9 protein-coding genes, 1 pseudogene and 1 riboswitch are annotated in these 13,125 nt (G+C 75.9%); of the genes and pseudogenes, 6 read left to right on the top strand and 4 right to left on the bottom strand.

Translation table 11 applies throughout. The features are described from left to right. Window positions 1-1,530, top strand: a 1,530-nt coding sequence (locus tag E1291_RS32075; RefSeq protein ID WP_131741827.1) for a Kae1-like domain-containing protein, incomplete at its 5' end; no start/stop codon positions are given. Window positions 1,531-1,657: 127 nt separating this feature from the next. Here the strand turns inward: E1291_RS32075 and cobN are convergent. Continuing rightward, a complete protein-coding gene (gene cobN / locus E1291_RS32070; protein ID WP_131741826.1) occupies window positions 1,658-5,224 on the bottom strand; it encodes a cobaltochelatase subunit CobN in 3,567 nt (1,188 codons plus the stop codon). Between the two features lie 63 nt (window positions 5,225-5,287). Beyond that, window positions 5,288-5,405, bottom strand: a riboswitch (cobalamin riboswitch). A gap of 150 nt (window positions 5,406-5,555) precedes the next feature. Between cobN and E1291_RS42435 the strand changes: the two genes are divergently transcribed. From E1291_RS42435 to E1291_RS32050, 4 genes are all read left to right on the top strand, one after another. Continuing rightward, complete coding sequence (locus E1291_RS42435) at window positions 5,556-6,704, top strand: esterase-like activity of phytase family protein (protein WP_165495378.1); 1,149 nt, start codon at window positions 5,556-5,558, stop codon at window positions 6,702-6,704. A gap of 98 nt (window positions 6,705-6,802) precedes the next feature. Further along, window positions 6,803-7,966: a ferredoxin-like domain-containing protein gene (locus E1291_RS32060; protein WP_131741825.1), complete on the top strand. Its 1,164-nt coding sequence runs from the start codon at window positions 6,803-6,805 to the stop codon at window positions 7,964-7,966. After that, window positions 7,963-8,583: a precorrin-8X methylmutase gene (locus E1291_RS32055; protein WP_131741824.1), complete on the top strand. Its 621-nt coding sequence runs from the start codon at window positions 7,963-7,965 to the stop codon at window positions 8,581-8,583. Before E1291_RS32060 ends, E1291_RS32055 begins: the two co-directional genes overlap by 4 nt. Beyond that, window positions 8,583-10,082: a precorrin-2 C(20)-methyltransferase gene (locus tag E1291_RS32050; RefSeq protein WP_131741823.1), complete on the top strand. Its 1,500-nt coding sequence runs from the start codon at window positions 8,583-8,585 to the stop codon at window positions 10,080-10,082. Before E1291_RS32055 ends, E1291_RS32050 begins: the two co-directional genes overlap by 1 nt. On the opposite strand, the gene E1291_RS32045 is transcribed toward E1291_RS32050, so the two are convergent. Beyond that, window positions 10,073-10,834: a cobalt-precorrin-6A reductase gene (locus tag E1291_RS32045; RefSeq protein ID WP_131741822.1), complete on the bottom strand. Its 762-nt coding sequence runs from the start codon at window positions 10,832-10,834 to the stop codon at window positions 10,073-10,075. The genes E1291_RS32050 and E1291_RS32045 overlap by 10 nt on opposite strands. A gap of 17 nt (window positions 10,835-10,851) precedes the next feature. Here E1291_RS32045 and E1291_RS32040 point away from each other — a divergent pair, with 17 nt between their 5' ends. Beyond that, entirely contained in the window at window positions 10,852-11,898 is a 1,047-nt protein-coding gene (locus E1291_RS32040) for a cobalt-precorrin-5B (C(1))-methyltransferase (RefSeq protein ID WP_131741821.1), read from the top strand. Window positions 11,899-11,956: 58 nt separating this feature from the next. Here the strand turns inward: E1291_RS32040 and cobM are convergent, their stop codons facing one another. Together cobM and E1291_RS32030 are read right to left on the bottom strand one after the other, a co-directional pair. Beyond that, window positions 11,957-12,700 carry a precorrin-4 C(11)-methyltransferase gene (cobM, locus tag E1291_RS32035; RefSeq protein WP_131741820.1) on the bottom strand — a complete coding sequence of 248 codons (744 nt, stop codon included), beginning with the start codon at window positions 12,698-12,700 and terminating at the stop codon, window positions 11,957-11,959. After that, window positions 12,697-13,125: pseudogene (locus tag E1291_RS32030) on the bottom strand (hypothetical protein); the annotation flags it as partial. The pseudogene E1291_RS32030 and the gene cobM, both read right to left, overlap by 4 nt.

Below are 13,125 nucleotides of genomic sequence, written 5' to 3'. Positions count from 1 at the left end.
CACCGCGAGGACAAGCCGTTCGCCGTGATGGTCCCCGACCTCGCGGCGGCGCGGGCACTGTGCGTCCTCGACGCCGCGGAGGAGGCGCTGCTGCTCGACGCGCGGCGGCCCATCGTGCCGGTGCGGCGCCGCCCCGGCGCGGCGCTCGCCCCCGCGATCGCCCCGGGCGACCGCTCGGTGGGGCTGATGCTGCCCTACACCCCGCTGCACCACCTCCTCGTCACCGAGCCGCTCGTCATGACCAGCGGGAACGCGGCCGGCGAGCCGATCGCCCACCGGGACCGCGACGCGCTGGAACGGCTCGGCGGCATCGCCGACGCGTTCCTCACCCACGACCGGCCGATCCACGTCCGCACCGACGACTCGGTGGTGCGCGCCTTCCGCGGCCGCCCGCTGCCCGTGCGGCGCTCGCGCGGCTACGCCCCCGAACCCGTGCCGATCCCGGCGGGACCGCCCGTCCTCGGCTGCGGCGCCGAGCTGAAGAACACCTTCTGCCTGGCCCGCGACGGCCGGGCGTTCATGTCCCACCACATCGGCGACCTCGGCAACTACGAGACGCTCCGCGCGTTCCAGCAGGGCATCGACCACTTCCGCCGGCTGTTCGACATCACGCCCGAGGCCGTCGCCTACGACCCGCACCCCGACTACCTGTCCACCAAGTACGCGCTCGACCTGGACCTGCCGTCGGTCGCCGTCCAGCACCACCACGCCCACATCGCGTCCTGCCTCGCCGACAACGGCGCGTCCGGTCCCGTGATCGGCGTGGCGTTCGACGGGACCGGGTACGGCACGGACGGCACGCTGTGGGGCGGCGAGTTCCTCGTCGCGGACCTGACCCGCTTCGACCGCGCCGGGCACCTCGCGCCGGTGCCGCTGCCCGGCGGCGCCGCGGCGATCCGCGAGCCCTGGCGGATGGCGGCGGCCTACGGCGTGCCGGACGACCTGCCGGTGGCCCGCCGCCCCAACTGGGACGCCGTCACCGCCCTCGCCCGCATGAACGCCCGGCTCACCTCAAGCATGGGCCGCCTGTTCGACGCGGTCGCCGCCGTCCTCGGCGTCCGCGACCGCGTCACCTACGAGGGACAGGCCGCCGTCGAGCTCGAACAGCTCGCCGATCCCGCCGAACGCGCCGCCTACCGGGCGTCGTTCGCGCGGAGCGCCGGCGGGGGCGCCTTCACCGTCGCCGGCGCCGACCTGGTCGGCGCGGTCGTCGCGGACCTGCGCGCGGGCGTCCCCGCCCCGGCCATCGCGGCGCGCTTCCACAACGGCGTCGCCGCGCTGACGGTGGACGCGGCGGTGCGCGTCCGCGACGCGACCGGCCTGCGCACCGTCGCCCTGTCCGGCGGCGTGTTCCAGAACATGCTGCTCCTCGAACGCGCCGTCACCGGCCTCACGGACGCGGGCTTCGACGTCCTGACCCACCACCGCGTGCCGCCCAACGACGGCGGCGTCAGCCTCGGCCAGGCCGCCGTCGCCACAGTGTCTAATTGCAATCCTGGCCCACGGCGCTCGCCAGGGCTCGCTTCGTGACCGGGCTTGTGCGAGCGCGAATCGCTTCGCGATCTTCCCGGCGGGGCTCGCCTTCGGCATTGCCCCGCCGGTCAGGGCGCGCGCTCGCGTGACGGCTGAGGAGTGCTGTGAGGTGACCTAGAGGGTTCTAGGAGTCCTCTAGGTCTCCCTCTACCTGTAGGTAGAGGCGTTTGAGGGCTTCCAGGGTTTCCTGTTCGGGGTGTTCCCACATGCCTCGGTCGGCGGCTTCCAGGAGGCGTTCGGTGATGCCGTGCAGGGCCCACGGGTTGGACTCGTTGAAGAACGCCTGGTTCTCCTCGTCCAGCGCGTAGGTCCGCGCGAGCTTCTCGTACATCCAGTCGGCGACGACGCCCGCCGTCGCGTCGTACCCGAACAGGTAGTCGACCGTCGCGGCCAACTCGAACGCGCCCTTGTAGCCGTGCCGGCGCATCGCGGCCAGCCACCGCGGGTTCACCACGCGGGCCCGGAACACCCGCGAGGTCTCCTCGTCCAGCGTGCGGGTGCGGACGGCGTCGGGGCGGGTGCTGTCGCCGATGTAGGCGCGCGGCGCCTTCCCGGTCAGCGCCCGCACGGTGGCGATCATGCCGCCGTGGTATTGGAAGTAGTCGTCGGAGTCGGCGATGTCGTGCTCGCGGGTGTCGGTGTTCTTCGCCGCGACGCTGATCCGCCGGTAGGCGTTCTCCATGTCCCCGCGCGCGGGGACGCCGTCCAGGTCGCGGCCGTAGGCGTAGCCGCCCCACACCGCGTACACCTCGGCGAGGTCGGAGTCGTCACGCCAGTTGCGGCTGTCGATGAGCGGCAGGATCCCCGCCCCGTACGCGCCGGGACGCGACCCGAACACCCGCAGGGTCGCCCGCCGCTCGTCGCCGTGCGCCGCGCGGTCGGCCCGGACGTGCGCGCGCACGTAGTTGTCCTCGTCGGGCTCGTCGAGCGCCGCCGCCATCCGCACGGCGTCGTCCAGCATCGACACCGCGTGCGGGAACGCGTCGCGGAAGAACCCGCTGATCCGGATGGTCACGTCGACGCGGGGCCGGTCCAGCTCCTCCAACGGCACCGGCTCCAGGCCCGTGACCCTGCGGGACGCCTCGTCCCACACCGGGCGGATCCCGAGCAGGGCCAGGACCTCCGCGATGTCGTCGCCGGACGTGCGCATGGCGCTCGTGCCCCACACCGACAGGCCCACCGACCGCGGCCACTCGCCGGTGTCCTCGCGGTAGCGGGCCAGCAGCGAGTCCGCCATAGCCCGGCCCGTCTCGTACGCCAGCCGGCTCGGCACGGCCTTCGGGTCCACCGAGTAGAAGTTGCGGCCGGTCGGCAGCACGTTGATCAGCCCGCGCAGCGGGGAGCCGCTCGGCCCGGCCGGCACGTACCCGCCGTCCAGCGCGTGCAGCACGTTGCCGATCTCGTCGGCGGTCCGCGCCAGCCGCGGCACGACCTCGGTCGCCGCGAACCGCAGCACCTCCGCGGCCTGTCCGTCCGCCAGCTCGTCGGCCGCTGCCGGGTCCCAGCCGCGCTCCTCCATCGCCGCGACCAGCGCCCGCGCCCGTTCCTCGAACGCGTCGACGTCCTGCCGGACGGTGCTCTGCTCGTCCAGTCCGAGCGCCTCGCGCAGGCCGGGCAGGCTCACCGAGCCGCCCCACATCTGCCGGGCCCGCAGCATCGCCAGGACCAGGTCGACCCGCGTTTCCCCCTCCGGCGCGGCGCCGAGCACGTGCAGGCCGTCGCGGATCTGGACGTCCTTGACTTCGCAGAGCCAGCCGTCCACGTGCAGGAGGAAGTCGTCGAACTCGGCGTCGTGCGGGCGGTCGTCCAGCCCGAGGTCGTGGTCGAGGCGCGCCGCCTGGATCAGCGTCCAGATCTGCGCGCGGATCGCCGGGAGCTTGGCCGGGTCGAGCGCCGCGATGTTCGCGTGCTCGTCCAGCAGCTGCTCCAGCCGGGCGATGTCGCCGTAGCTCTCGGCGCGCGCCATCGGCGGGATCAGATGGTCGACCAGCGTCGCGTGCGCCCGCCGCTTCGCCTGCGTCCCCTCCCCGGGGTCGTTCACCAGGAACGGATAGACCAGCGGCAGGTCGCCGATCGCCGCGTCCGGCCCACAGGAGGCCGACATCCCGGCGGACTTGCCGGGCAGCCACTCCAGGTTCCCGTGCTTGCCGACGTGCACCACCGCGTGCGCGCCGAAGTCGTCCGCGATCCACCGGTAGGCGGCCAGGTAGTGGTGGCTCGGCGGCAGGTCGGGGTCGTGGTAGATCGCGACGGGGTTCTCGCCGAAGCCGCGCGGCGGCTGGACGATCACCACGACGTTCCCGGACCGCAGCGCCGCCAGCACGATCTCGCCCTCGGGGTCGTCGCCCGAGTCGTCCACGAACAGCTCGCCGGGCGGCGGCCCCCAGTGCCGTTCGACGTCCGCGCGCAGCTCCGCGGGCAGTCCCGCGTACCAGCTCTTGTACCGGGCGGCGGGAATGCGCACCGGGTTCCCGGTCAGCTGCTCCTCGGTCAGCCAGTCGGGGTCCTGCCCGCCCGCCGCGATCAGCGCGTGCATCAGCGCGTCGCCCTCGCCCGGCAGGTCGCCGCCCACGTCGTAGCCGCGCTCGCGCATCGCGGCGAGCAGCCGCACGACGCTCGCGGGCGTGTCCAGCCCGACGGCGTTGCCGATCCGCGCGTGCTTGGTCGGGTACGCCGACAGCATCAGCGCGACCCTCTTGTCCGCCGCCGGGACGTGCCGCAGCGCGCCGTGCCGCACGGCGATCCCCGCGACCCGCGCCGCCCGCTCGGGGTCGGCGACGTAGACGCTCAGCCCGTCCTCGTCGGTCTCCTTGAACGAGAACGGGACCGTGATGATCCGCCCGTCGAACTCCGGCACCGCGACCTGCGTCGCCGTGTCCAGCGGCGACAGGCCGTCGTCGTTGGACTCCCAGGCCGACCGCTCGCTCGTCAGGCACAGCCCTTGCAGGATCGGGACGTCCAGCGCGGCGAGCGCCCCCACGTCCCACGCCTCGTCGTCCCCGCCCGCGCCCGCGATCGCCGGCTTCGTCCCACCCGCGGCCAGGACGGTCACCACGAGCGCGTCGGCCCGGCCGAGCGTCTCCAGCAGGTCGCCCTCGGCCGTCCGGAGGGAGGCGCAGAAGACGGGCAGCGCCCGTCCGCCCTTCGCCTCGACGGCCTGGCACAGCGCCTCGACGAACGCGGTGTTCCCCGCCTGATGGTGCGCCCGGTAGTACAGGACCCCGATCAGCGGCCCGTCGCCGCCCGGCGCCGAGCCGTCCCCTGAGGCCCGTTCCAGGACGCCCCACGTGGGAGTGGGAGCGGGGGGCGCGAAGCCGAAACCCGTGAGCAGGACGGTGTCGGAAAGGAACCGGTACAGCTCGCCCAGGTTCTCCGGGCCCCCGTGCGCCAGGTACGCGTGGGCCTCCGCGCTCACTCCCGCGGGCACGGTGGACAGCTCCATCAGCTCGGCGTCGGGAGCCTGCTCCCCGCTGAGCACCACCACCGGGCGGGGCCCGGCGAGCAGGGCGTCCAGGCCCTCCTCCCAGGCCCGGCGTCCCCCGAGGAGCCGCACCACCACGAGGTCGGCGCCCTCGGCGAGCCCGGGAACCTCGTCCACGGAGACCCGCGCGGGGTTGGCGAGCCGGAAGTCGGCGCCGCTGGCGCGCGCGCTGAGCAGGTCGGTGTCCGAGGTGGACAGCAGCAGGATCACGCGGATCGAGTCCTCACCCGGGGTCCTCGCCCCGAATCGCAGGCTGAAACGGCGGCGCCCCGGAGTCTCCTGGCTCCCGGATCGTCGCTCGCCCCGACCTTCCCGCTCACGCAGTGGCCTCGCCTGGGGTCCGCTCCCCGGTGACAGTGGCGGGACCGCGCCGGATTCGCACCGGCTTCCTCCACAAGTCGCCGCCCACACCATAACCCGTGCGCCGCGCCCGGGGACCCGCCGGGCTCCTCGGCTTTCGGACGCGCTCGTCGGTGCAGGTCCGGACGCGCGTTCCGGCAAGGCGCCACAGGGCCGTGCGGAGCGGTGCGATCATCGCCGGATGGCCGAGGATCCGGACGGCGCACCGGGCGCGAACTTACTCGGGGAACGTGAGCCGATGTCGTGGCGGGTGCGGCGATGGGCCGCGCCGGGGGCGCTGGCCCTGCTCGTCATCGCGTCCGTGGTGGGAGTGGGGCTGACGGTGGGCGGGGACACCCCCGCACAGGGTCTCTACCCGGGCGGCCGGAAACCGCGGTTCTTGCTCACCGCGGGCGGCGACGGCCAGCGGCTGGCGAGGGACGGGCGCACTCCGTGGTTACAGGTGCGCGACGTCAAGGCCGGGACCTTGCGGCTCGCCGAGTCAGTGGCGCCGCCGCCGGGTGCGGGGGAGGTCCGGGAGATCCTGGCGGGGCCGGACGGGACGGTCCTGGTGGCCGCGGCGCAGGCCGAGGCGTGCCGGTCGCGGCTCTATCGGTTCAAGCTCAGAGCCGACGGCCACGTCACCCGAATCGCATCGCTGGACGGGGGCGACGTTCCGGCGCTCGTGGCCGGCCTGGCGGTGAGCCGGGACGGCCGGCGGATCGCCTACGCGACGGCTCCCTGTGCCAAGGACGAGGAGCGGCGGCAGGAGGCTTCACACGCTGTGGACCCGCCGCGGGCCACGCTGGAGGTGCTCGACGCCTCGGGACGTCGCCGCGCTTGGGAGGCGAGCGGTCCCGCCGTCATCGGTGAGATCACCTGGGCCGGGGACGGGCACACGATCGGCTACAGCCTCGCCGACGTCGGCCCCCGGCCGCTGGGCGGCGGCACCGTCGGCGAGGTCACGGTGCACGCCCTCGATGTGAAGGCCCCCGGCGCGGACCTGCGCGCCGGGCGGGTTCTTCTGCGCGTCCCCAGCGGCTCGGACGCGGTCTCCAGCGCCATCATGAATTCGGACGGCCGGACGGGCCACGGGGTCATGGAGAAGAAGCAACCGCCGAGCACCGTCACGATCTCGTTCGCCGAAGGGCGGCCGATGCGCGTCACGCGGACCTTCCCGCACAAGCCCGACGACGGCATGGTCAGCGAGGGCATGGTGATTCTTTTCGCCGATACAGGCGAGAAGCGGTACGCCTGCCTCAACGGGATCGACGCGTTCGGCAGGCTCGTCAGCGGAACGTTCGAGGAGCGCTCGTCAGGCTCCGGGGGATGCCGGACAGAATGGTTCTAGTGAATGGGTCCCCTGACCTTCCGGCCACGGCGCGGTGAGGCGGGGCCGGGTTAGAGTCGCGTCGAGAGGTCTCCGCGCCGGTCCATAGGATCCGTCCCGTGTCCTCACCTACGCGTTCCGGCCCGGACCGTTGTCCGGGCGCCCTGCGGGTCCACGCCGCCGCCGACGGCGGGTTGGCGCGGGTCCGCCTGCCCGGCGGGCGGCTGACCGGCCCGCAGTTCGAGGCCCTCGCCGACGCGGCGCGGGCGCTGGGGGACGGGGCCCTCGAACTCACCTCGCGGGCGAACGTCCAGATCAGAGGGCTGGCGGACGGGGCGGAGGAGGAACTGGCCGCGCGGCTGAGCGCGGGCGGGCTGCTGCCCTCGGCCGGTCACGAGCGTGTGCGCAACATCGCCGCGAGCGTGCTGACCGGGCGGGACGCGCTCGGGTTCCTCGACGTCCGGCCGCTCGTCGCGGAGCTGGACGCGGAGCTGTGCGCCGACCCGGGGCTCGCGGAGCTGTCCGGGCGGTTCCTGTTCACGGTCGACGACGGGCGCGGCGACGTCGCCGCGCTGCGCGGCGACATCGGGCTGCTCGCCGTCGGCGCGGACGCGATGGCGCTCCTCCTCGCGGGCGCCGACAGCGGGGTCAGGGTGGCGCCCGGGGAGGCCGCCGCACTGGCGCTGGAGGTCGCGCGGGACTTCCTGCGCGTCCGGACGGCCGAGTGGCGGGTGGCCGAGCTGGCGCCGGGCGCGCTCCGGGTGCCCGGCGAGCGCGGGGAGCCCGTCCGGGTCCCGGCGGCGCCGCGCCGGGTGCCGCTCGGGCGGATCCCGCAGCGGGACGGGCGGACCGCGCTGTCCGGGCTGGTTCCGCTCGGCCGCCTCGACCCGGCGCCGCTGCGCGGCGCCGCCGAGGTCATCGTGACGCCCTGGCGGGGCGTGGTGATTCCCGACTTGACGGACGTGCCACACTTCCAGGGCCTGGTCACCGCCCCCGCGTCCGGCTGGGAGGGGCTCACCTCCTGCGCCGGCCGGCCGGGCTGCGCCGCGTCGCTGACCGACGTCCGCGCCGACGCCGCCCGGACCCGCGCGTCCGCGGGGGCCGGGCTGCCGGCGCACTGGTCGGGCTGTGACCGGCGGTGCGGGCGCCCGCCCGGCCGGCACGTCGCGGTCGTGGCCACCCCGGACGGGTACGAGGTGCGGCTCGGTGACGAGGTGCGCGCCCGGTCCCGGGACCTGACGGCGACGGCGGCGGCCGTCGCGACGACACGGAGGAGCGAGTGATCGAGTACGTCCGCGACGGCGCGGAGATCTACCGGCGGTCGTTCGCGACCATCAGGGCCGAGACGGACCTGTCGGGGCTGCCCGCCGACGTCGCCCGGGTCGCCGTCCGCATGATCCACTCCTGCGGGATGACGGATCTGGTGCGGGACCTGGACTGGGCGCCGGGGGCGGTGGCGGCGGCGCGGGCCGCGCTGCTGGCCGGGCGGCCGGTGCTGTGCGACGCGCAGATGGTCGCCGCCGGGGTGACGCGCCGGCGGCTGCCGGCCGGCAACGACGTGGTGTGCACGCTCGGCGACCCGCGGGTGCCCGCGCTCGCCGCCGAGCTCGGCACGACCCGCAGCGCCGCCGCGCTGGAGCTGTGGCGGGACCGGCTGGACGGCGCGGTCGTCGCGATCGGGAACGCGCCGACCGCGCTGTTCCGGCTGCTGGAGATGGTCCGGGACGGCGCGCCGCGGCCCGCGGCGGTCATCGGCGTCCCGGTCGGGTTCATCGGCGCGGCCGAGTCGAAGGAGGCGCTGGCCGCCTCGGACCTGCCGCACCTGGTCGTGCGCGGGCGGCGGGGCGGCAGCGCCATGACCGCCGCCGCCGTGAACGCCGTCGCCAGCGAGGAGGAGTGATGACCGGACACCTGTACGGGGTCGGCCTCGGGCCCGGCGACCCCGAGCTGATCACGCTCAAGGCGGCGCGGATCATCGCCGCCGCGGACGTCGTCGTCTACCACTCGGCGCGGCACGGCCGCAGCATCGCGCGCTCGATCGCGGCGTCGCACCTGCGGGACGGGCAGATCGAGGAGCCGCTGGTCTACCCGGTCACGACGGAGGCGACCGCCGACTACCGGGGCGTCCTGGAGGCGTTCTACGAGCGGTGCGCGGCGCGGCTCGCCGGCCACCTGGACGCCGGGCGCGACGTCGCCGTCCTCTGCGAGGGCGACCCGTTCTTCTACGGGTCGTACATGCACCTGCACAAGCGGCTGGACGGGCGGTACCCGACGACGGTCGTGCCCGGGGTGACGTCGGTGAGCGGCGCCTCGGCGGAGCTCGGGCGGCCGCTGGTGGAGCGGGACGAGGTCCTGACCGTCCTGCCGGGGACGCTGCCGCCGGACGCGCTGGCGGAGCGGCTCGCGGCGACGGACTCCGCGGCGGTCCTCAAGCTCGGCCGGACGTTCGGCGGCGTCCGGCGGGCGCTGGAGGAGGCGGGCCGGCTGGACGAGGCGTGGTACGTCGAGCGGGCGACGACCGGCGCGCAGCGGCTGCTGCCGCTGGCGGAGGTCGACCCGGAGGACGTCCCGTACTTCTCCGTCGCGATCGTGCCGAGCCGCGTGCACGAGCGGACGCGCCGGGCGCTGCCGGGGCCCGCCGCGCCGGGCGAGGGGACCGGCGAGGTCACGATCGTCGGCCTGGGACCCGCGGGCCGCGAGTGGCTGACGCCACAGGCGCAGGACGCGCTGGCGGCGGCCGACGACCTCGTCGGGTACGCGCCGTACCTGGCGCGGGTGCCCGCCAACCCGCGGCAGCGGCGGCACGCCTCCGACAACCGGGTGGAGTCGGAGCGGGCGGAGTTCGCGCTGGCGCTGGCCGAGCGGGGCCGCCGGGTCGCGGTGGTGTCCTCCGGCGACCCGGGGGTGTTCGCGATGGCCGCGGCCGTCCTGGAGGTCGCGGCGCGGGAGCGCTGGAAGCACGTCCCGGTGCGGGTCCTGCCCGGCCTGACCGCCGCGAACGCGGTCGCGGCGCGGATCGGCGCGCCGCTCGGACACGACTACTGCGTGCTGTCGCTGTCCGACCGGCTCAAGCCGTGGGAGGTGATCGAGTCGCGGCTGGCCGCCGCCGCGGCCGCCGACCTCGTCATCGCGATCTACAACCCGGCGTCGCGGACGCGGACCGAGCAGGTCGCCAGGGCGCGGGACGTGCTGCTGGCGCACCGGTCGCCGGACACGCCCGTCGTCATCGGCCGCGACGTCGGCGGCCCCGAGGAGAGCGTCCGCGTCGTCCGGCTCGCCGACCTGGACGGGGCGGGCGTCGACATGCGGTGCCTGCTGCTGGTCGGCTCGTCGCGGACGCGGGCGGCCGACCGCGGCGACGGCCGGACCACCGTCTTCACCCCCCGCCGCTATCCGTGACGGGCCAGCCAGGCGGCCGCCTCCTCGACGGAGCCGGCGATCGGCACGCCCTCCGGTGCGGGCGGCCGGTCGACCATCACGACGGGCACGCCGAGCGTACGGGCGGCGGTGAGCTTCGCCGCCGTCATGCCGCCGCCGCTGTCCTTGGTGACCAGCGTGTCGACGGCGTGCCCGTCCATCAGCTCCAGTTCCTCCTCGACGGTGAACGGGCCGCGCGCGAGCACGGTCTCCATCCGGGGCGGCAGCGGCGGCTCGGGCGGGTCGACGGAGCGGACGAGGAACCAGCGGCGGGCGTCGCCCGCGAACGCCGCGAGGTTCGTGCGGCCGGTGGTCAGGAACACCCGCTCGCCGGGCAGCCGCGCCGCGGCGTCCTCCAGGGTGGGGACGCGGCGCCAGTCGTCGCCGGGCCCCCGCGTCCAGCCGGGGCGGCGGAGCACCAGCAGCGGGACCTCCGCCCGCGCGGCGGCCTCGACGGCGGACGCGGTCATCAGCGCGGCGAACGGGTGCGTCGCGTCGACCACGGCGTCCACGCGCTCGTCGCGGAGCCAGGCGGCGAGGCCCGCGGCGCCGCCGAACCCCCCGACGCGGGTGCGGCCGGGCGGCGGGAGCGGGGCGGCGGTGCGGCCCGCCAGCGAGGTCACGACGTCGACGGACGGGTCGGCGGTGAGGACGCCGGCCAGGCGGCGCGCCTCCCCGGTGCCGCCCAAAAGCAGGACACGCCTGGTCGCGGACGGGTTCGGCGGTGCGTTCACGAGAGCATGGTAAGGGTGTGAGCGCGCTCCGCTACGGCTGGACGACCGGCGCGTGCGCGACGGCCGCGACCAAGGCCGCGCACACCGCGCTGCTGACCGGCGAGTTCCCCGACCCGGTCGAGATCATCCTGCCGAAGGGGCAGCGGCCGGCGTTCGCGCTGGCCGTCGAGGAGCTGGGGGACGGCGTCGCCACCGCCGGGATCGTCAAGGACGCCGGGGACGACCCGGACGTCACGCACGGCGCCCTGGTCCGCTCGACCGTGCGCCCGGGGCCGCCGGGCGGCGGCGTCGTGTTCCGCGCCGGGCCCGGCGTCGGGACGGTGACCCGGCCGGGCCTGCCGCTCGCGGTGGGCGAACCCGCGATCAACCCGGTGCCGCGGCGGATGATGCGGGAGGTGCTCGGCGGCGCCGACGTGATCGTGGAGATCTCCGTGGACGGCGGCGAGGACCTGGCCCGCCGGACGTGGAACCCGCGGCTCGGCATCCTCGGCGGCCTGTCGATCCTCGGCACGACCGGCGTCGTCGTCCCGTACTCGTGCTCGGCGTGGATCGACAGCATCCGCCGCGGCATCGACGTGGCGCGCGCGGTCGGGCACGCGCACGTCGCGGGCGCGACCGGCAGCACGTCCGAGCGGACCGCCGCCGACCTGTACGGGCTGCCGGAGGACGCGCTGCTGGACATGGGCGACTTCGCCGGGGCCGTGCTGAAGTACCTGCGCCGCCACCCCGTGCCGCGGCTGACGATCGCGGGCGGGATCGGCAAGCTCGCCAAGCTCGCCGCCGGGCACCTCGACCTGCACTCCAAGCGGTCCCAGGTGGACTTCGCGGTCCTGGCCGCGATGGTCGCGGACGCCGGCGACCCCGGCACGGCCGAGCGGGTGCGCGGCGCGAACACCGCCCTGGACGCGCTCCAGATCTGCGCGCGCGCCGGAGTGCCGCTCGGCGACCTGGTGGCGGCCCGCGCGCGCGGCACCGCGCTGGACGTCCTGCGCGGCGCGCCCGTCGCGGTCGACGTCGTCGTCATCGACCGCGCCGGGACGATCGTCGGCCGCGCGGGCCCCTGACCCGCCCCGCCGCCCCCGGCCAGGCCCACCGGAGCAAGTCGAGGCCTGCCGGAGGCGGTCAGTCGCGGCGGCGGGCGGCCGAGTACAGGTGGCTGTCGGTGAAGTCCCGCGCGGTGAGCGCGGCGCCCACGATGATCACCGCGGTCCGCCGGATCCCCGCCTCGGCCACCTGCGCCGCGATGTCGGCGAGCGTGCCGCGCAGGATCACCTCGTCCGGCCGGGACGCGTAGGCGACGACGGCGGCGGGGCAGTCCGCGCCGTAGTTCGGCACCAGCTCGGCGACCACCGCGTCGATCCGCTGGACGGCCAGGTGCAGCACCATCGTCGCGCGGCTGCGGCCGAGGGCGGCGAGGTCCTCGCCCGGCGGCATCGGCGTCGCCCGCGCCGACGTGCGGGTGAGCACGACGGTCTGCGCGACCTCCGGCACGGTCAGCTCGCGGCCGAGCGCGGCGGCGGCCGCGGCGAACGCCGGCACGCCCGGCGTCACGTCGTAGGGGACCCCGGCGGCGTCGAGCCGGCGCATCTGCTCGGCCATCGCGCTGAACACCGACGGGTCGCCCGAGTGCAGCCGCGCCACGTCGAGGCCGCGGCCGTGCGCGTCCACCAGTTCGGCGACGATGTCGTCCAGCACCATCCGCGCGGTGTCCACCAGCCGCGCTCCGGGCGGGCACCAGGCGAGCACCTCGGGCGGGACGAGGCTGCCCGCGTACAGGCACACCGGCGACGCGGCGACGAGGTCGCGGCCCCGCACGGTCATCAGGTCGGCGGCGCCGGGCCCGGCGCCGATGAAGTGCACGGTCACGGTGTCCCCGTCTCCCTCGCCGTCGCGGTTCCGCCGGCCGGTCCCGCGTCCGCCGCCGGGCGCGTCGCCGTCCACTGCGTCACGGGCATCATCGGCCGCCAGCCGGTGAAACCGCCGACCGGGGCGGTCCGGCTGATCTCGATCCTGGTCAGCTCGCCGCCGAGCCGCGCCCGCGCCGCGGCGAGGATCTGCTCGGACTCGACGGTGACGGCGTTGGCGACCAGCCGGCCGCCGGGGCGCAGCGCCGCCCAGCACGCGTCGATCATGCCGGGGGAGGTGACGCCGCCGCCGATGAAGACCGCGTCCGGGGCCTCCAGCTCGCGCAGGGCCTCCGGCGCGCGCCCGACGACGACGCGGACGCCCGGCACGCCCAGCGCCGCGGCGTTGGCCTCGATGCGCGCCGCGCGCTCGGGCGCGTGCTCGAC

Origin of the sequence: Actinomadura roseirufa, from assembly GCF_900659635.1 — a bacterium.
Lineage (GTDB): Bacteria > Actinomycetota > Actinomycetes > Streptosporangiales > Streptosporangiaceae > Spirillospora > Spirillospora roseirufa.
The sequence above is the reverse complement of the archived record's forward strand: the minus strand, read 5'-3'. Positions and strand labels throughout refer to the sequence as shown.

Excerpts from the sequence above, each read along its gene's own strand:
- E1291_RS42435 (WP_165495378.1), top strand. The coding sequence starts at position 5,556 with ATGGCCGAGGATCCGGACGGCGCACCGGGCGCGAACTTACTCGGGGAA.
- E1291_RS32050 (WP_131741823.1), top strand. The coding sequence starts at position 8,583 with ATGACCGGACACCTGTACGGGGTCGGCCTCGGGCCCGGCGACCCCGAG.